Below are 18,531 nucleotides of genomic sequence, written 5' to 3'. Positions count from 1 at the left end.
ACCGTCGATGAACCACGCCTCAGACGCCCAGGGCCGCACCTCCTCCCGCCACCACCGGCCGCGCCTGCTCGTGGTCGATGACGATGCCGACATGCTGCGCCTGCTGTCGATGCGGCTGGGCGCGGCCGGCTACCAGGTCAGCGCCGTGGCGTCCGCCGAGGCAGCCCTGGCCCATCTGGATATCGAGCGTCCCCAGGTGGTGCTATCGGACGTGCGTCTGCCCGGCAAGGACGGGCTGAGCCTGTTCGACGAGATCCGCCGGCGCCACCCCTCACTGCCAGTCATCCTGCTGACCGCCCACGGCACCATTCCCGATGCGGTGGAAGCGACCTCGCGCGGCGTGTTCTCGTACCTGACCAAACCCTACGAGGCTCGCGAGCTGCTGGACAAGATCGCACAGGCGATCGCCCTCAACCCCCTGGCCAACGACGACCAGCGCACCGATGAGGGCTGGCGCAGCGAGCTGGTCAGCCGCTCCAGCCGGATGGCCGATCTGCTGGCCGAAGCCCGGCTGGTGGCCCAGGGCGATGCCAGTGTGCTGCTGCGTGGCGACAGCGGCACGGGCAAGGAAGTCCTCGCCCGCGCCATCCACAAGGCCAGCCAGCGGGCACGCAAGCCGTTTGTGGCGGTGAACTGCGGGGCCATCCCCGAAGCGCTGCTGGAATCGGAACTGTTCGGACACGTCAAGGGGGCGTTCACCGACGCCGTGAGCAACCACAAGGGTCTGTTCCAGGCGGCCGATGGCGGCACGCTGCTGCTCGACGAGATCGGCGACATGCCGCCGGCCCTGCAGGTCAAGCTGTTGCGCGTGTTGCAGGAGCGCGCCGTGCGCCCGCTGGGCTCCAGCCAGTCGATCCCGGTGGACGTGCGCATCATCTCGGCCACGCACCGTGACCTGGAGGCGGCCATGGCCCAGGGCCAGTTCCGCGAAGACCTCTACTACCGCCTCAATGTGGTGACGCTGCAGTTGCCGACACTGGCCGAGCGGCGCGAGGATATCCCGCTGCTGTCCACGCATTTCCTGTCGCTGCTGGCCCCCAAATACGGCAAGCGTGTCTCGGGTTTCTCGCCCGAGGCGCTCAAGGCGCTGACCCTGGCCCAGTGGCCCGGCAACGTGCGGCAGCTCTTCAACGTGGTGGAGCAGGTCTGTGCCCTCTCCACCACCCCCCTGGTGTCCCTGGCCCTGGTGCAGCGCGCCCTGCGCACACCATCGGTGCAGGTGCTGAGTCTGGCCGAGGCCCGTCAGCGCTTCGAACGCGAGTATCTGGTCGGCCTGCTGAAAATGACCGACGGCCATGTGGCCGATGCCGCCCGGCTGGCGCAGCGCAACCGCACCGAGTTCTACCGCCTGCTGCAAAAGCACGACCTGACCCCGGGCCTGTTCAAGAGCGATGGTGCACCCGACGCGGACATCGACCCTGCTGTCGCTGCTGAGTGACAAGGCAAGTCGTTGATCTGAAAAGATTTTTTCAGCACCCCCGCAAAGTTGTCGCTGATTGGCGACAAATCACAGGTCCTTGACGGCCTGTTCTGGAGACATCACCACCAGAAGCCGGCAACGCCTTTCGCAACGCGTTGATTTCATTGATTTTTCACAGGCTGGCACAGGGTTTGCACTAAGAGGGCATGTCTCTTGCCCTGACCCGCCGTCTGATACTGCTGTCGACCATCTGGCTGAGCCTGGCCGGTCCTGCCGTGCAGGCTCAGACCCCATCTCGCCCGCCCATGGTGATGGACTGGGAACGTCTGGGCGAACTGGCCCGCGACAAGGCCAGCCGCCCTCACCGGGACGTCGACGGACGCCTGCCGCCCGACCTCGCCGCGCTGGACTACGACGGCGTCCGGGACATCCGTTTCCGTCCTGCCCGAGCCACCTGGCAGGACCGCAAACTCCCCTTCGAGGTGCAGTACTTCCATCTGGGCCTGTACCAGACGCGGCCCGTCCGCATCCACGAAATCACCCCCGAAGGCACCCGGGCACTGCCCTACCGCAGCGAGGACTACGACTTCGGCCGCAACCGGCTGCAGCCGCAGCGCTGGGGCGATCTGGGGCATGCGGGCTTCCGGGTGCATTTCCCCCTGAACAACCCAGCCTACAAGGACGAGCTGGTGGTGTTCCTGGGAGCGAGTTACTTCCGGGCGCTGGGCGCTGGCCAGCAATACGGGCTGTCTGCTCGCGCACTGGCCATCGACACCGTGGGCAGCCCCGAAGGCGAGGAGTTCCCCCGCTTCACCGATTTCTGGCTGGTCCGCCCGGCACCGGACGCGCAGGCCATCACCATCCTGGCGCTCCTGGACTCTCCCCGGGCCACGGGCGCCTACCGCTTCGAGATCCGTCCGGGCACCACCACCTCGATGACGGTCCAGGCCCGGGTCTACCTGCGCGAGTCCGCCTCGCCGATCCGCACCCTGGGACTGGCCCCGCTGACCAGCATGTACCTGTTCGGCGAAAACCAGCCCAGGGCCAACGACTTCCGTCCCGAGGTGCACGACTCGGACGGCCTCATGATGCTCACCGGCGAGGGCGAGTGGCTCTGGCGCCCCCTGCAGAACCCGCGCGCCATCAGCGTCAGTTCGTTCTCGATGCAGCAGCCGCGTGGCTTCGGACTGATGCAGCGCGACCGGCGCTTTGCCAGCTACGAGGACATCGAGGCCCGCTACGAACGCCGACCCAGTGCCTGGGTACGGCCGATCGGTGACTGGGGGCCGGGTCGCGTGGAACTGGTGCAACTGCCCACGCCCGACGAAACGCACGACAACATCGTCGCCTACTGGGTGCCGCAACGACTGCCTTCACCAGGACAGCCGTTGGACTTCAGCTACGAATTGCTCTGGCAAGGCGAGGACGCCCAACGGCCACCGTCGGCCTGGGTGGCGCAGACCCGCGCGGGGTACGGGTACACGCGCCTGGACGCCCAGTCGCAGGCGCGCCAGCCCAAGTTCGTCCTGGATTTCACTGGCCCGGCGCTGCAGCAGCTGCCACCCGACGCACCGGTGCAAGCCGTGGTCAGCACGGGACCCGGCGGGCGCGTGATCGAGGCCGTGGCCTACCCGAACCCTGAGCTGCGTGGCTGGCGCCTGAGCCTGCGGGTCGAACGCGACAGCCTGAATCAGCCTCTGGAGCTGCGCGCCTTTCTGCGCCACCGCGACGACACCGTCAGCGAAACCTGGACCCACCTGCTGCTGCCGCAGTGATGCCCCCGCCCCACCTGAACAAGGAAACCCCTGGCATGAAACCGCACACCCAGCGCCATCCCAACGCCCTCACGGCACCCCAGGTCCGGCGCGGATCCATGGCACCCCGACCCTGGCGGGGTTTCTGGAACAGCCTGGGCACTGCCCTGGTCTCGGCCGCCACCGCGTGGCTGCCCCCGCGCGACCCCGTGACGCAGCGGCCCCAGGCACCCTGGCACCAGGCCGCGCGCCGGCGTCGCCTGGCGCTGGCGGTCCTGACCGCAGCCAGCGTGGCGCTGTCCACCGTGCTCTTCCTTCACACCCAGCCCGAAGGCAGCCACGGCTGGATTGAAGGCTTGCACATGGCGCTGTTCGTCGTGCTCTCCACCTGGGTGGTCACCGGCTTTGCCACAGCACTCATGGGCTTCTGGGTGCATCTGTTCGGTGACCGTCACAGCATCCGCGCCGACGACGCCAAAGGGCAGCCCCTGCCCTCCGATGCACGCACCGCCATCGTGATGCCCATCTGCCACGAGGATGTCGACACCGTGTTCGCCGGCTTGCGAGCCACCTGCGAGTCGCTGATGGCCACCGGGAAGGGCCGGCACTTCGACGTGTTCGTGCTCTCCGACAGCAACGACCCCGACATCGCCAGGGCCGAGCTGCAGGCCTGGGAAGCACTGCGCCTGACCCTGGCCGAGCAGGGTCTACCGGTCGAGGTCTACTACCGGCGCCGCACGCGCCGCACCCACCGCAAGGCCGGCAATGTGGCCGACTTCTGCCGCCGCTGGGGCCGCAACTACCGCTACATGGTCGTGCTGGACGCCGACAGCGTGATGAGCGGCGCCTGCCTGATCTCGCTGGTGCAACTGATGGAGAAGCACCCCGACGCCGGCATCATCCAGACCGCCACACAGTCGATCGGCCACGCCACCCTGCATGCCCGCGCGCAGCAGTTCGCCGCCCGTGTCACCGGCCGTCTGTTCACCCTGGGCATGCAGTACTGGCAACTGGGCGAGTCGCACTACTGGGGCCACAACGCCATCATCCGTGTGGAACCCTTCATGCGCCACTGCGCGCTGGCGCCCATCCGCGGCACCGGCGGCCTGGCGGGCGGCATCCTGTCGCACGATTTCGTCGAGGCCGCACTGATGCGGCGCGCCGGGTACCACGTCTGGCTGGTGTCGGACCTGCAGGGCAGCTACGAGCAGCAACCACCAGATCTGCTGAGCGAACTGCAGCGCGATCGCCGCTGGTGCCAGGGCAACCTTCAGAATGCCCGCCTGATGGCCGAGCCGGGCCTGCACCGGGTGCACCGCTTCATGCTGGGCGTGGGCGCCATGTCCTACCTGTCGGCCCCGCTGTGGCTGCTTTTCCTGGCACTGGGAACCACATTGATGCTGCTGCAGGGTCAGGTCGGCGACGACTGGGCCGCCACCGTGCAGGCCCGCTACGGCCTCTGGGCTTGGACACTGTCCCTGCTGTTCCTGCCGCGCCTGCTGGGCGTGGTGGCGGTCTTCTTGCGCCGTGAACACCATGCCTTTGGCGGCAGTGCCAACCTGCTGCGCAGTGCCACCGCCGAAAGCGTCCTGGCCCTGCTGCAGGCACCCATCCGCATGGTCGCCCACACCCTGTTCGTCGTGGTGGCCCTCACAGGCTTGAAACTGGAATGGAAGTCGCCCCCGCGAGAAGCCGCCGGCGTACCCTGGCGCGATGCCATCGCCCGTTTTGCACCGGTCAAGCTGGTGGCTGCAGGCGTGGCCACCGGACTGGCCACCTGGCAAGCCGCCGCCCTTCCCTGGGTCTATCCGGTGCTGCTACCGTTGCTGGTCGCGGCTCCGCTGACCGTGCTGACCGCCCATGTCGCCCTGGGCAGGCGACTGCGGTCGGGCGGCTGGCTGCTGATCCCCGAAGAGGCCTGGTCACCCGCGGTACTGCGCCGCGCCTGGCGCTTCGCGGCACAACCCCGGCTGGCGAGACCCGCCTGACAGGGGTTCAGTCGGACGGGGGCCTGAGGTAGCGCTCGTCGGACCAGGTGGCCAGCCATTGCGGCACAAAGGCCACGAAGATGGCCCCGGCCATACCGGTCAGGAAAGCATCGCCCCAGGCCATGAGCCAGCGCGCCACCATGGCCTGCTCCCGGGGTGGCTGACCGGCGAGTTCCGACAGCCACTCCAGCATCACACCGGCCAGGAACATGGACAGCGCGGTCCCCATGAACGCGCGGCCCAGGGTGTAGATGAACAGGTTGGCTGGCAGCCACCGCCGCAAGGCAGCCCCAACCCCCAGCGCCAACGTGGCGGGCACCAGCCCGATCCACACCCACTGCACCAGCACCTGGTCAGCCGGGGATTGCCCCACCTGCCAGACCACCGTCGCCACCGCCGCCAGCACCAGCACCGCCAGGGGCCAGCCCAGCATCAGCACCAGCAGGCAGGCACCGGAGAGCTGCACCTGCAGACCCTGCGGCATCTTCTGGGGCAGCAACCACACCCAGGGCAGCAGCGCCACCGCTGCCAGCGCCGGCGTCAGCAAGGGACCGCGCAACATGCGCCATGGCCGCAGCCACGCGGCCACCAGCACACAGGCCAACGCCATCAGCAGGTTCAGGGTCGTCCACATGGGCAGCGAGTATCGCGCCACCCGTCACCGGCCTGTTTGACTTCGGTCAACCCATGCCGGGCAGCTTGGGCATGCCCTTCATGCCGCCCATGCGTTTCATCATCTTCATCAGGCCGCCGCCCTTCATCTTCTTCATCATGCCCTGCATCTGCTCGAACTCCTTGAGCAGGCGGTTGACCTCCTGCACATGCACGCCCGCACCGGCAGCAATGCGGCGCTTGCGCGTGGCCTTGATGAGTTCGGGCTTGCGGCGCTCGGCCGGGGTCATGCTGCAGATGATGCCTTCCTTGCGACGGATGTCCTTCTCGGCGCGGGACAGGTCGGCCTCGGTGGCCTTGGCCGCCAGGTTGCCCGGCAGCTTGTCCATCAGGCTGGACAGCCCGCCCATCTGCTTCATCTGGCGCAACTGATCCAGGAAGTCGTTGAGATCGAAACCCTCGCCGCTCTTGACCTTGGCGGCCAGCTTCTGCGCAGCCTCCAGGTCCACGCCGGCGGTGACCTGTTCGACCAGCGCCACGATGTCGCCCATGCCCAGGATGCGGCCGGCGTGCCGTTCGGCGTCGAATACCTCCAGGCCGTCGATCTTCTCGGACACGCCGGCGAACTTGATGGGCGCACCCGTGATCTGTCGCACCGACAGCGCTGCACCCCCGCGCGAGTCGCCGTCGGTCTTGGTCAGGATGATGCCGGTCAGCGGCAAAGCCTCCTTGAAGGCCTTGGCCGTGTTGATGGCGTCCTGGCCCTGCATCGCATCGACCACGAACAGCGTCTCCACCGGATGGATCGCGGCGTGCAGTTCCTGGATCTCGCGCATCAGGACTTCATCGATGGCCAGACGGCCTGCGGTGTCCACCAGCAGCACATCGAAGTAGTGCTTCTTCGCGTAGTCCAGGGCCCCACGGGCAATGTCCAGCGGCTTCTGATCAGGGGTGCTGGGGAACCACTCGGCCCCGGCCTGCGCCGTCACTGTCTTGAGCTGCTCGATGGCGGCCGGGCGGTACACGTCCCCCGAGACGGTCAGCACCTTTTTCTTGCGTTTCTCGATCAGGTGCTTGGCCAGCTTGGCCGTGGTCGTGGTCTTGCCGGCGCCCTGCAGGCCGGCCATCAGGATCACGGCAGGCGGTTGGGCGGCCAGGTTGATGTCGGCCACCCCTTCGCCCATGGTGGCCGCGAGTTCCCTGTTGACGATGCTCACCAGCACCTGGCCGGGCGTGAGTGAACCGACCACCTCCTGGCCCAGCGCCTTGTCCTTGACGCGGGCGATGAAGTCGCGCACCACCGGCAGGGCCACGTCGGCCTCCAGCAGGGCCATGCGCACCTCGCGCAACATCTCGGTGACGTTGTCTTCGGTGATGCGGGCCTGGCCGCGCATGGTCTTGACGATGCGTGACAGGCGGTCGGAAAGGGCTGAGGCCATGGCGGATCGGTGCGGGATGGTGATGGGAGTCGCGTGGCGCGCCGACGGAGCGCTCGCCTGTCGGCATGAACGGCCGGCCGGGCCGTTAAACTGTGGATCGGATTTTAGCCGGGGTGCCCCAACGGAGCACCTGTCGGCACCCGTCCATCATGCCTGTACCTCCTCTGACCGTTCTGTCGCTGGCCTCTGCCCTGGCCTACGCCCTGCTGGCCTACGCCCACCGGAGCCTGTCGCCCGTCGCCACGCGCTGGGCGCTCGGTTGCGTCTGGCTGCTGCACCTGCTCACCCTGGTGCTCATGCTGTTTGCCGAACCCGCCCGCTTCGGCTTCGCACCGGCCCTGTCAGTCACGGTCTGGCTGGTCCTGACCGTCTACGCCATCGAAAGCCGCCTCTTTCCCCAGATGCGCGCGCGCTGGACCCTGGCCGGTCTGGGCACGGTGGCCGTGCTGCTGGCGATGTCCTTCCCCGGTCAGCACTACCCTGAATTGCGCTCAGCCTGGCTGCCCCTGCACTGGGCACTGGGCATTGCCTCCTACGGACTCATCGGTGCCGCGGTCATCCACGCCTGGCTGATGCAGCGGGCCGAGAAGGCCATGCGCCAGGGCCACATGCCCGAGACCGCGATGCCGTTGCTCACTCTGGAGCGACTGACCTTCCGCTTCGTGGGAGCCGGTTTCGTGCTGCTGACCGCCACCCTCGTGGCTGGCGGCTGGTTCTCCGAGGTGCTCAACGAACGTTGGGTCTGGAATCACAAGACAGCGTTCTCCGTGCTCGCCTGGCTGACCGTGGGCATCCTGCTGCTGGGGCGCTGGCGCCTGGGCTGGCGGGGACGCACCGCCATCCGCACGCTGTACCTCGGTGCCGGTTTCCTGCTGCTGGGTTATGCGGGGTCGCGCTTCGTTCTGGAAGTCATCCTCCACCGGGCCTGACCCCCTGCATGAAATACCTGCTTGTCATTGCCGTGGTCCTCGTGGCCTTCTGGGTCTGGCGCAACAACCGGCAACAGGAGCGCGGGCAGGTCCAGCGTCAGACCTCCCGCCCACCCACCGCACCGACCTCTCCCGTGCGGATGGTGGCTTGCCTTCACTGCGGCACACACCTGCCGGAAACCGATGCGGTCGCCGGAGCTCGGGGGGTCTACTGCAACCGTGACCACCTGCGCCGGGAGGAGCCATCCTCATGACACCCGCACGGCCCAGGTCATCATGAGACAGTCGCAGGGCTCCAGTTTCGCGGCCTCCTGGTATTCCGGCTTTGAGGGAGGCGGTATCGACGTCAGTCCGCACCGACGCTACGTCCACCGGTCATTTGCGCGCATGTGGCACGCCTTCATGATGGCGCGCGTGCTGGTGGCCAGCGTCTTGCTGGCCCTGCAGATGTTCGTGCTGCTGACCCGCTCGGGCGGCCCCTCCTGGCTGATCGCCATCAACAGCATCCACCTGTGCCTGGTGCTCGTTGCCCTGTGGTGGATCCAGCCCACCGACCGCAGCCAGCTCACCCAGGGCCAATGGTTGATGACCATTGGCGTGGATCTGCTCATGGTCGGCCTGCTGCAGCACTACCAGGAAGGCAGCCTGAACTACGAGCCCCTGTTGGCACTGCCCGTGCTGCTGGCCGCCATCCTGGGGCCCCTGCTGGCGGGCCTGGCCACCGCGGCAGCCGTCACCATCTACCTGCTGATCGAGTCGGCGCTGGTACCCGCCCTGCTGGCTGGCGGCCCGACCACCGGCATCCTTCAGGCCGGTCTCTCGGGTGTCGGATTCTTCATGCTGGCGGTGCTCGCCGACCACCTGTCCCGCCGGCTGGCCCGCGAGCAGGAACTGGCCGAGTCGAGTCAGGCGGCCGCCCGCGCCCAGGCCCAGGTCAACGAAGTGGTCGTCGAGGGCATGAGCGAAGGGGTTCTGGTCACCGATGAACACGGCGTGGTGCGCAGCGCCAACCCCGCCGCACAACGCATGCTCATGGGAGACGCCTATCCCCAGGGAGCCCGCCTGCTGCTGTCCGGACGCCCGGGCTGGGAGGCACTGGCCCACCTGGTGCAGCAGTCTTTTGCCCAGGGCCAGCCGGTCCAGGCCGAACTGGACGTCCATGTCGACGAACTGACCACCCACCGGGTCCAGGCCCGCAGCCGTCTGACACGCGCTCGCGGCGAGCGTGGCGGCCTGTGCGTGCTGTTCCTGGAAGACCTGCGGGAGATCGAAGCCCGGGTACGTACCGAGAAACTCGCCTCGATGGGCCGCATGTCGGCTGCGGTCGCTCACGAGATCCGCAACCCCTTGTCGGCGATCACACAGGCCAATGCCCTGCTGGACGAAGAGGTCACCGAGGCCGGACAGAAGCGGCTGACCCGGATGATCGACGAGAACGCCCAGCGGCTGGCCCGCACCGTCGATGACATCCTCAATGTGGCCCGGGTCCAGCCGGCCCAGGAGGCAGACAGGATCCCGCCACTCCCGCTGGATCCCAGCCTGCGGGTCATCACGACCGAATGGAGCCGCCAGCACCAGGCCGGGCAGATTCTGGGCGTGCACACGCACGCCGACAACGCCCATGTGCGCTTCGATCCCGAGCACCTGCGACGACTCATGGTGAACCTGCTGGACAACGCCCGCCGGCACGCCAGTGGCCAACCCTCGTCCATCCGCGTGATCACGCAGCCCTCCGGCGCGGATCGCATCCGCCTGTCGGTCTGGAGCGATGGCCCCCCTCTGGAGGCCGGCGTGATGCGCCACCTCTTCGAACCCTTCTTCTCGTCCGAAAGCCGGTCCAGCGGACTGGGCCTGTATCTCTGCCGCGAGCTTTGCGAGCGCTACGGTGCCCAGATCGCCTACCAGCGAAGCTCCCTGGATCTCAAGGACGGCAACGAGTTCTATGTGCTCCTGCCGACGGTGACCGCCTTGTCCAGGCAGCCGGTCCAGCAAAGCCTGTCCTATCCTCCCCAGGAGTCGGTGCCGCCGGTGCCTCGCCTGGGGCGCCCCAGCCAGTTCAACGCCTGATCCGACCTGCGATGGCCGTCACCGCTCCCGCTCGACCCGCCAACATCCTCGTCGTCGATGACGAACCGGATCTGCGAACCCTGTATGAGTTGACCCTGCTGCGCGAGGGGCACAGTGTGTCGGCGGCAGGGAGCCTGTCCGAGGCCCGCGACCTGCTCTCGCGCCAACGCTTTGATGTGCTCATCTCCGACATGCGCCTGCCCGACGGGCTTGGCCTGGAACTGCTGCGGGAACTCGCGCAGGCACAGCGGGCCGAGAAATGCATCGTGATCACCGCCTACGGGTCGGCCGAGAACGCGGTGGAAGCCCTGAAGTCCGGTGCCTTCGATTACCTGACGAAACCAGTGGACCTGCGTCAGCTCCGAGCGGCCGTGGTCGAGGCGCTGCAGAGCCAGCGCCAGTTGCCTGGCAGCGGGCCGGAGGGCGCGAACGGTCGCCAGGGGACGTCGCTGCAGGCCGCTCCGCCGCCCCCTGGCGGGATCCAGGCCCTCGCGCGCATTGTCGGATCCTCGACCGTCATGGGCCAGATCAAGGCCCGGATCGAGAAGGTGGCCACCAGCATGGCCCCGGTACTCATCCAGGGCGAGTCCGGCACCGGCAAGGAACTGGTGGCACGCGCCGTGCATGAGTGCAGCCACCGCGCCGCCGGCCCCTTCGTGGCGGTCAACTGCGGCGCCATCCCGGAGAACCTGATCGAAGCCGAGTTCTTCGGGGCCCGAAAAGGCGCCTACACGGGGGCCAGCCATGACCGCGAAGGTTACTTCCAGGCCGCCAGCGGCGGCACGCTGTTCCTGGATGAGATCGGTGACCTTCCGCTGGCCATGCAGGCCAAGCTGCTGCGTGTCATCCAGGAGCGACGGGTTCGACCACTGGGTGGTGTGCAGGAGGAATCGGTCGATGTGCGCATCGTCAGTGCCACGCACCGGGACCTCGCCGCCATGGTGCGCAACGGCGAGTTTCGTCAGGACCTGTACTACCGCCTCAATGTGATCGAACTTCGCATACCGGCCCTGAGGGAGCGGCGTGAAGATCTCGGGCCGCTGGTGCAGTCGCTCCTGCAGCGACTGTGCGCCGAGTCGGGACAGGTGATGCCGGAGGTCAGTCCAGAATCCCTTCAATGGCTGGCGCAGCATGACCTGCCCGGCAACGTGCGCGAGCTGGAGAACCTGCTGCAACGCGCGTTGGCACTGAGTTCCGGCGATCAGCTCATGCCCGAGGATTTCGGCGAACCCCTGAAGCTGTCGGGCGTGGAGACGGCACCTGACCAGGCACCCGCGGGGCCAGCCACCGCGCCTGCGGTGGCAGCACCTGCACCCGACATTCCGAATGACCTCCAGCAGTTTCTGGACGAACAGGAGCGCCAGGTCCTGCTCAAGGCCTTGCGCGAATGCGACTTCAACCGGACGGCAGCGGCACAGCGCCTGGGCCTGAACCTGCGCCAGATGCGATACCGGATCCAGCGACTGGGCATCATGATGCCTGGCGACGACGATGCCATCTGAGTCAGGCCTGAGCCGAGGGACCCTGGGCTGGGCGCGACAGTGCGCATCGCCCAACTTCGGTGTGCGCCCGGCCGGCACCGCCATCGACCTGATCGTGATCCACTCGATCAGCCTGCCGCCCGGGGTGTTCGGAGGGGATGAGATCGAGCGGCTGTTCACCAACCGCCTTGACTGGGATGCCCACCCCTACTTCCAGCAGATCCGTGGGGCCGAGGTCTCCGCCCACTTCCTGATCCGCCGCGACGGCGGCGTGGTCCAGTTCGTGAACATGGACGACCGCGCCTGGCACGCCGGCGCCTCCTGCTGGCAAGGACGCGAGAACTGCAACGACCACTCTGTTGGTATCGAACTCGAAGGACTGGAGGGTGGACTGTTCGAAAAAGCCCAGTACGACAGTCTGACCAGGCTGTGTACCGAGATTGCCGAGCGTTACCCAATTGCCTGGGTGGCGGGGCATGAGCACATTGCCCCGGGACGAAAGCGGGACCCAGGCCCCGGTTTCGACTGGTCGCGCCTGCAACAGTCCCTTGGATGGGCCCATGCGTGTTTTCCCCAACAGGGCGACGTGACCGGCTCAGGCGGCTTGGCTGGCTGACTTCATCGCCACCCGGTCGTCAGAAGCCATGCGGCCTGGCGAGGCAAAACCGGCTGGACACCCTGTCTTCATGCGGACTCGCCTGCACCGATTCAGTCTCTGTGCGGGAGCGTCCGAAACTCCCGGATCTGTTGGCCGGCGTGCATTTTTTGCGACACGAAACGTCGCCCGGGGCCATCAGCAAAAAAACCTCAGGACACTACCCCTAGTGGCTTGAACCCCCCTGGCACACCAGATATAGTGTGCCCTGCGCGACAAATCCGATCCCGACACCCACCGGCACTGCCTGCAGTGACTCTGTGGTCGCCTGCAGGGAACCCGGTCGTGCCCGACACCCCAGAACAAACGAAAGAGGAACCATGCTGACCGCCCAGTCCACCCAGCCTTCGACCGTCGCGTCCCCCCTGTCGACGCCATTCGGCGCCCCCTCGGGCACCGATGGCGCCAGCGCCGCCTTCAATCACTACCAGATCATCCGCCGCAATGGCGCGGTGGTGCACTTCGAGCCCAGCAAGATCGCGGTGGCCCTGATGAAAGCCTTTCTGGCGGTCCACGGCACCCAGGGTGCGGCGTCGGCCAGCGTGCGCGAAACGGTGGACGCGCTGACGCAGAACGTGGTGCGGGCGCTGATGCGCTCGCGCCCGGGCGGCGGCACCTTCCACATTGAAGACGTGCAGGATCAGGTCGAACTGGGCCTGATGCGCAGCGGTCATCACGAAGTGGCCCGGGCCTATGTGCTCTACCGGGAGCGTCGCGCCCAGGAACGCGCCGCCCAGGCGGTCGCGGCACAACCGGCCGAAGCGACACTGCACGTCACCGACGGTGGACAACGTGTCCCGCTGGACGTCAACCAGCTGACGGCCCTGATCACCGCCGCCTGCGCCGGCCTCGGCCATGACGTCAAGGCCGACCCCATCGTGGCCGAAACCAAGCGCAACCTGTACGACGGTGTGCCGATCGAAGAGGTCTACAAGGCCGCCATCCTGGCCGCTCGTACCCTGATCGAGAAAGACCCGGACTACACCTACGCCACCGCCCGCCTGCTGCTGCACACCATCACCAAGGAAGTGCTCGGTGGCGAAGTCCCTGCCAGCGAACTGGCCCAGCGTTACGCCGACTTCTTCCCCCAGGCCATCAAGAAGGGCGTGGAGGCCGAGCTGCTGGACGACAAGCTGCTGCAGTTCGACCTGCCACGACTGGCTGCCGCCCTCAAGCCCGAGCGCGACCTGCAGTTCGACTATCTGGGTCTGCAAACCCTGTACGACCGCTACTTCCTGCACGTGCGCAAGACCCGCATCGAACTGCCGCAGATCTTCTTCATGCGCGTGGCCATGGGCCTGTCCCTCAATGAGATCGACCGCGAAGCACGCGCCATCGAGTTCTACGAGGTGCTGTCCTCGTTCGACTTCATGTCGTCCACGCCCACGCTGTTCAACAGCGGCACCCGCCGCTCGCAGCTCTCCAGCTGCTACCTGACCACCGTGCCCGACGACCTGGACGGCATCTACGAGTCCATCAAGGAGAACGCACTGCTGTCCAAGTTCGCCGGTGGGCTGGGCAACGACTGGACCCGCGTGCGCGCCCTGGGCGCCCACATCAAGGGCACCAACGGCGAGTCGCAGGGCGTCGTGCCGTTCCTCAAAGTGGTGAACGACACCGCCGTCGCGGTCAACCAGGGCGGCAAGCGCAAGGGCGCGGTCTGCACCTACCTGGAGACCTGGCACCTGGACATCGAAGAGTTCTTGGAGCTGCGCAAGAACACCGGTGATGATCGCCGTCGGACCCACGACATGAACACGGCCAACTGGATTCCCGACCTGTTCATGAAGCGCGTGATGGAAAAAGGCGACTGGAGCCTGTTCTCGCCCAACGACGTGCCCGACCTGCACGACCGCTTCGGTGCCGACTTCGAACGCGCTTATGTCGCCTACGAAGAGAAGGCGGCCCGTGGCGAGATCAAGCCCTACAAGAAAGTGCCGGCGGTGGATCTGTGGCGCAAGATGCTGTCGATGCTGTTCGAGACCGGCCATCCCTGGATCACCTTCAAGGACGCCTGCAATGTCCGCTCACCGCAGCAGCACGCCGGCGTGGTCCACAGCTCCAACCTGTGCACCGAGATCACGCTCAACACCAGCGATACCGAAACCGCGGTCTGCAACCTGGGTTCGGTCAACCTGCACCGCCACCTCAAGGACGGCCAGCTGGACCATGCCAAGCTGCAGAAGACGATCAACACGGCGATGCGCATGCTCGACAACGTGATCGACATCAACTACTACGCCGTCAAGAAGGCCCGTGACTCGAACCTGCGTCACCGACCGGTGGGCCTGGGCATCATGGGCTTCCAGGACGCCCTGTACGAACTGCGTGTGCCCTACGCCTCGGACGCCGCCGTGGACTTCGCCGACCGCTCCATGGAAGCCGTCTGCTACTACGCCTACTGGGCCTCGACAGAGTTGGCTCGCGAGCGCGGCCGCTACAGCAGCTTCCGCGGCTCGCTGTGGGATCAGGGCATCCTGCCCCCGGACACCGTGGACCTGCTGGGCCGTGAACGCGGCGGTTATGTGGACGTCGACCGCTCGATGAGCCTCGACTGGGACGCGCTGCGCCGCAAGATCGCGCAGGACGGCATGCGCAACTCCAACTGCGTGGCCATCGCACCCACGGCGACCATCTCCAACATCATCGGCGTGGACGCCTCCATCGAGCCCTGCTTCGGCAACCTGTCGGTCAAGTCCAACCTGTCGGGTGAGTTCACCGTCATCAACAGCTATCTGGTCAAGGACCTCAAGCGCCTGGGCTTGTGGGATGACGTCATGGTCATGGACCTCAAGCACTTCGACGGTTCGCTGCGTCCCATCGACCGTGTGCCGCAGGACATCAAGGCCCTGTACGCCACCGCTTTCGAAGTGGAGCCGGTGTGGCTGGTCGAAGCCGCCGCACGCCGTCAGAAGTGGATCGATCAGGCGCAGAGCCTGAACATCTACATGGCCGGTGCCTCGGGCAAAAAGCTGGACGAAACCTACAAGCTCGCCTGGCTGCGCGGCCTCAAGACCACCTACTACCTGCGCACCACGTCGGCCACGCAGGCCGAGAAATCGACAGGGCGTGCGGGACAACTCAATGCCGTTGCGGTCAATGCGCCCGAGGTCTCGATGGCCGCGGTGTCGGTCACCGAGCCCGCCACGGACATCAAGTTCTGCGCCATTGACGATCCCGGCTGCGAAGCCTGCCAATAAGACCACAGGCACTGCGGATGTGCCATGTGTGACTGTGAATGCACCTTCACGATGCGACACAGCAACACAAAGCGCACCGCAGTGCTCATGGTCCTTTGCTTTTCACGTCGACACTTCGATAATTCATTGAACTGGATTCACCTATGCTGACCTGGGACGATCACGTCACGCCCGCCGCCAAACCCGCTCCGATGCCCACCGCCAATGTTGCGCCGGGTGTGTCAGCTTCACTGTCTTCCACCGCATCACCCATCACGCCTCCGAGTTCCGCTGCGGCTCAGGACCGCCGGGTCAACGTGGCCGACAAGCGCATCATCAACGGCCAGACCGACGTCAACCAGCTGGTGCCGTTCAAGTACAAGTGGGCCTGGGAAAAATACCTCGCCACCTGCGCCAACCACTGGATGCCGCAAGAGGTGAACATGAGCCGCGACATCGCGCTCTGGAAAGATCCCAACGGCCTGACCGAAGACGAGCGCCGCATCGTCAAGCGCAACCTCGGCTTCTTCGTGACCGCCGACTCGCTGGCCGCCAACAACATCACCCTGGGCACCTACCGCCACATCACGGCGCCCGAGTGCCGCCAGTTCCTGCTGCGCCAGGCGTTCGAGGAAGCCATCCACACCCACGCCTACCAGTACATCGTCGAATCGCTGGGTCTGGATGAGGGCGAGATCTTCAACGCCTACCATGAGGTGTCGTCGATCCGGGACAAGGACGAGTTCCTGATCCCGTTCATCGACGCGATCATGGACCCGAACTTCAAGACCGGCACGCCGGAGGCCGACCAGACGCTGCTCAAGTCGATCATCGTCTTTGCCTGCCTGATGGAAGGCTTGTTCTTCTACGTCGGCTTCACGCAGATCCTGGCGCTGGGCCGCCAGAACAAGATGACCGGTGCCGCCGAGCAGTACCAGTACATCCTGCGCGACGAGTCGATGCACTGCAACTTCGGCATCGACCTGATCAATGCGATCAAGCTCGAAAACCCGCACCTGTGGACCTCGCAGTTCAAGGCCGAGATCAAGGAGCTGTTCCTCAAGGCCGTCGATCTGGAGTACCGCTACGCCGAGGACACGATGCCGCGTGGCGTGCTTGGCCTCAACGCGTCCATGTTCAAGGGCTATCTGCGCTACATCGCCAACCGGCGTGCCACGCAGATCGGTCTGGAACCCCTGTTCCCCAACGAAGAGAATCCTTTCCCCTGGATGAGCGAGATGATCGACCTGAAGAAGGAGCGCAACTTCTTCGAGACGCGCGTCATCGAGTACCAGTCGGGGGGAGCGCTGTCCTGGGACTGAGTCCTGCCCTTCATGAACATCTCTCACCCAAAACCCTGCCTCCGGCGCCCTGGCGTCCGGGGCAGGGTTTTGTCCATGGATTCAAAGCCTTGCGGATGGAAGCGGCTGCAGCCGACCACCGGCAGGGACTTGAATCACTTCGGCGAGCCCCTGTCGCCTGAAGTGCTCTTTGCAACTTGATCAAGGAGAAAACAATGGCAACTGCGAAAAAAGCCCCGGCCAAGAAGGCCGCCGTGGCGAAGAAGGCCGCTCCGGCCAAGAAGGCCGCTGCACCCGCCAAGAAGGCTGCTCCGGCGAAGAAGGCCGCTGCGCCCGCCAAGAAGGCTGCTCCGGCGAAGAAGGCCGCTGCACCCGCCAAGAAGGCTGCTCCGGCGAAGAAGGCCGCTGCACCCGCCAAGAAGGCTGCTCCGGCGAAGAAGGCCGCTGCACCCGCCAAGAAGGCGGCTCCGGCCAAGAAGGCCGCTGCACCCGCCAAGAAGGCGGCTCCGGCCAAGAAGGCCGCTGCACCCGCCAAAAAGGCGGCTCCGGCTAAGAAGGCCGCTGCACCTGCCAAGAAGGCGGCTCCGGCTAAGAAGGCCGCTGCACCTGCCAAGAAGGCTGCTGCCCCCAAGAAGGCAGCCCCCGCAAAAAAAGCCGCGCCGGCTAAAAAGCCGGCAGCCCCTGCGGCCCCTGCAGCACAGACCAAACTGAATCCGCAGGCAGCCTGGCCGTTCCCGACGTCCAGCAAGCCCTGAGTTCAGTCCGACTGAGCCCCAAGCCCGGTGCGCAAGCCCCGGGCTTTTTTTCTGGGGCGGCCGATCAGGTCAGCTGGTAGTTCTGACCGCCTCGCCGAGCGATCTTCAGGGCACCCATGCGGTTGCCCAGCTCCGCGCAACGCTCCAGGGTCCACGCCTGGGACAGACCATGCAGCAGCGCCGCACGGAACGCGTCACCGCAACCGGTGGGGTCGACCACTTCGGTCGCCTTGACCCCGGGCACGCGCTTGACCGCCCCTCCCTCATAGACATCGCAACCGTGCTCCGCCAGCGTCACCACCAGTCCCTTGACCTTGGCGGCAATCTGCTCCAGCGACAGGCCGGTCCGGTCGCTGAGCATCTTGCCTTCATAGTCATTGACCGCCACCCAGCTGGCCTGGTCAATGAAGCGACGCAGTTCCTCGCCGTTGAACATCGGCAGCCCTTGTCCCGGATCGAAAACGAAGGGAATGCCGGCCTCGGCCAGCTGCTGCGCGTGCTCGATCATGGCATCGCGTCCGTCGGGCGCCACGATCGCCAGCTGAATGCCCGCCGCGGTGGGTACGCGGTTCTCATGGGCCTGAGCCATCGCGCCCGGATGGAAGGCCGTGATCTGGTTGTTGTCCCGATCGGTCATGATCATGGCCTGCGCCGTGTAGTTGTCTGCCGTGGTACCGATGAAACGCGTGTCCACGCCCAGCGCCTGCAAACGCGCAAGGTAGTCGCTCGCGTCGTTGCCGATCATGGCCAGGGGCACGGCCGGCGAACCCAGCTGACGCAGTCCGTAGGCAATGTTGCCGGCGCAGCCGCCGTATTCGCGCCTCATGCCCGGCACCAAAAAGGACACGTTCAGGATGTGCAGCTGGCTGGGCAGGATCTGCTCGGCGAACCGCCCCTCGAAGGTCATGATGGTGTCGAAGGCCAGAGAGCCGCAGATGAGGATGGACATGG

The 18,531-nt window shown here is 66.3% G+C and carries 14 protein-coding genes; 11 read left to right on the top strand and 3 right to left on the bottom strand.

Annotated elements, in window-relative coordinates; translation table 11 throughout:
* Positions 1–7 precede the first annotated feature (7 nt).
* The 3 genes from ACFQNJ_RS03225 (at position 8) to mdoH (ending at position 5,162) form a co-directional block, all read left to right on the top strand.
* Complete coding sequence (locus tag ACFQNJ_RS03225; RefSeq protein WP_382253783.1) at positions 8–1,438, top strand: sigma 54-interacting transcriptional regulator; 1,431 nt, start codon at positions 8–10, stop codon at positions 1,436–1,438.
* Positions 1,439–1,626: 188 nt separating this feature from the next.
* Complete coding sequence (locus ACFQNJ_RS03220) at positions 1,627–3,195, top strand: glucan biosynthesis protein G (RefSeq protein ID WP_382253781.1); 1,569 nt, start codon at positions 1,627–1,629, stop codon at positions 3,193–3,195.
* A 35-nt stretch (positions 3,196–3,230) separates the two neighbouring features.
* Positions 3,231–5,162, top strand: coding sequence for a glucans biosynthesis glucosyltransferase MdoH (gene mdoH / locus ACFQNJ_RS03215; RefSeq protein ID WP_382253779.1), 1,932 nt, complete (start codon positions 3,231–3,233; stop codon positions 5,160–5,162).
* 7 nt (positions 5,163–5,169) lie between these two features.
* Here the strand turns inward: mdoH and ACFQNJ_RS03210 are convergent, their stop codons facing one another.
* Positions 5,170–5,796, bottom strand: coding sequence for a hypothetical protein (locus ACFQNJ_RS03210; protein ID WP_382253777.1), 627 nt, complete (start codon positions 5,794–5,796; stop codon positions 5,170–5,172).
* Positions 5,797–5,842: 46 nt separating this feature from the next.
* Positions 5,843–7,213 carry a signal recognition particle protein gene (gene ffh / locus ACFQNJ_RS03205; protein ID WP_382253775.1) on the bottom strand — a complete coding sequence of 457 codons (1,371 nt, stop codon included), beginning with the start codon at positions 7,211–7,213 and terminating at the stop codon, positions 5,843–5,845.
* Between the two features lie 149 nt (positions 7,214–7,362).
* Here ffh and ACFQNJ_RS03200 point away from each other — a divergent pair, with 149 nt between their 5' ends.
* The 8 genes from ACFQNJ_RS03200 to ACFQNJ_RS03165 all read left to right on the top strand — a co-directional run bounded on the left by ACFQNJ_RS03200 (position 7,363) and on the right by ACFQNJ_RS03165 (position 17,580).
* Entirely contained in the window at positions 7,363–8,142 is a 780-nt protein-coding gene (locus ACFQNJ_RS03200) for a cytochrome C assembly family protein (RefSeq protein ID WP_382253774.1), read from the top strand.
* 8 nt (positions 8,143–8,150) lie between these two features.
* Complete coding sequence (locus ACFQNJ_RS03195) at positions 8,151–8,396, top strand: PP0621 family protein (RefSeq protein WP_382253772.1); 246 nt, start codon at positions 8,151–8,153, stop codon at positions 8,394–8,396.
* 22 nt (positions 8,397–8,418) lie between these two features.
* Positions 8,419–10,209, top strand: a complete 1,791-nt coding sequence (locus tag ACFQNJ_RS03190; RefSeq protein ID WP_382253770.1) for a sensor histidine kinase — start codon at positions 8,419–8,421, stop codon at positions 10,207–10,209.
* Between the two features lie 11 nt (positions 10,210–10,220).
* Positions 10,221–11,711: a sigma-54-dependent transcriptional regulator gene (locus tag ACFQNJ_RS03185; RefSeq protein WP_382253769.1), complete on the top strand. Its 1,491-nt coding sequence runs from the start codon at positions 10,221–10,223 to the stop codon at positions 11,709–11,711.
* Entirely contained in the window at positions 11,701–12,306 is a 606-nt protein-coding gene (ampD, locus tag ACFQNJ_RS03180) for a 1,6-anhydro-N-acetylmuramyl-L-alanine amidase AmpD (RefSeq protein ID WP_382253767.1), read from the top strand. Before ACFQNJ_RS03185 ends, ampD begins: the two co-directional genes overlap by 11 nt.
* 359 nt (positions 12,307–12,665) lie before the next feature.
* Positions 12,666–15,545 (top strand): ribonucleoside-diphosphate reductase subunit alpha, encoded by a 2,880-nt coding sequence (locus ACFQNJ_RS03175; protein WP_382253765.1) that lies wholly within the window; start codon positions 12,666–12,668, stop codon positions 15,543–15,545.
* A gap of 143 nt (positions 15,546–15,688) precedes the next feature.
* A complete protein-coding gene (locus ACFQNJ_RS03170; protein ID WP_382253764.1) occupies positions 15,689–16,846 on the top strand; it encodes a ribonucleotide-diphosphate reductase subunit beta in 1,158 nt (385 codons plus the stop codon).
* 194 nt (positions 16,847–17,040) lie between these two features.
* The gene (locus ACFQNJ_RS03165; protein ID WP_382253762.1) at positions 17,041–17,580 is read left to right on the top strand and encodes a histone; all 540 of its coding nucleotides are present in this window, start codon (positions 17,041–17,043) and stop codon (positions 17,578–17,580) included.
* A gap of 64 nt (positions 17,581–17,644) precedes the next feature.
* Here ACFQNJ_RS03165 and ACFQNJ_RS03160 read toward each other — a convergent pair whose 3' ends face one another.
* Positions 17,645–18,529 carry a carbohydrate kinase family protein gene (locus tag ACFQNJ_RS03160; RefSeq protein ID WP_374641891.1) on the bottom strand — a complete coding sequence of 295 codons (885 nt, stop codon included), beginning with the start codon at positions 18,527–18,529 and terminating at the stop codon, positions 17,645–17,647.
* Positions 18,530–18,531: the final 2 nt, after the last annotated feature.

Source organism: Hydrogenophaga bisanensis, assembly GCF_042665135.1.
GTDB classification, from domain to species: Bacteria; Pseudomonadota; Gammaproteobacteria; order Burkholderiales; family Burkholderiaceae_C; genus Hydrogenophaga; species Hydrogenophaga bisanensis.
Note: the sequence above shows the minus strand (reverse complement) of the source record. Positions and strands in the feature narration are given on the sequence as shown.

Excerpts from the sequence above, each read along its gene's own strand:
- mdoH (WP_382253779.1), top strand. The coding sequence starts at position 3,231 with ATGAAACCGCACACCCAGCGCCATCCCAACGCCCTCACGGCACCCCAG.
- ACFQNJ_RS03210 (WP_382253777.1), bottom strand. The coding sequence starts at position 5,796 with ATGTGGACGACCCTGAACCTGCTGATGGCGTTGGCCTGTGTGCTGGTG.
- ACFQNJ_RS03185 (WP_382253769.1), top strand. The coding sequence starts at position 10,221 with ATGGCCGTCACCGCTCCCGCTCGACCCGCCAACATCCTCGTCGTCGAT.
- ampD (WP_382253767.1), top strand. The coding sequence starts at position 11,701 with ATGCCATCTGAGTCAGGCCTGAGCCGAGGGACCCTGGGCTGGGCGCGA.
- ACFQNJ_RS03195 (WP_382253772.1), top strand. The coding sequence starts at position 8,151 with ATGAAATACCTGCTTGTCATTGCCGTGGTCCTCGTGGCCTTCTGGGTC.
- ffh (WP_382253775.1), bottom strand. The coding sequence starts at position 7,213 with ATGGCCTCAGCCCTTTCCGACCGCCTGTCACGCATCGTCAAGACCATG.
- ACFQNJ_RS03170 (WP_382253764.1), top strand. The coding sequence starts at position 15,689 with ATGCTGACCTGGGACGATCACGTCACGCCCGCCGCCAAACCCGCTCCG.
- ACFQNJ_RS03200 (WP_382253774.1), top strand. The coding sequence starts at position 7,363 with ATGCCTGTACCTCCTCTGACCGTTCTGTCGCTGGCCTCTGCCCTGGCC.
- ACFQNJ_RS03190 (WP_382253770.1), top strand. The coding sequence starts at position 8,419 with ATGAGACAGTCGCAGGGCTCCAGTTTCGCGGCCTCCTGGTATTCCGGC.
- ACFQNJ_RS03160 (WP_374641891.1), bottom strand. The coding sequence starts at position 18,529 with ATGTCCATCCTCATCTGCGGCTCTCTGGCCTTCGACACCATCATGACC.
- ACFQNJ_RS03175 (WP_382253765.1), top strand. The coding sequence starts at position 12,666 with ATGCTGACCGCCCAGTCCACCCAGCCTTCGACCGTCGCGTCCCCCCTG.
- ACFQNJ_RS03220 (WP_382253781.1), top strand. The coding sequence starts at position 1,627 with ATGTCTCTTGCCCTGACCCGCCGTCTGATACTGCTGTCGACCATCTGG.
- ACFQNJ_RS03225 (WP_382253783.1), top strand. The coding sequence starts at position 8 with ATGAACCACGCCTCAGACGCCCAGGGCCGCACCTCCTCCCGCCACCAC.
- ACFQNJ_RS03165 (WP_382253762.1), top strand. The coding sequence starts at position 17,041 with ATGGCAACTGCGAAAAAAGCCCCGGCCAAGAAGGCCGCCGTGGCGAAG.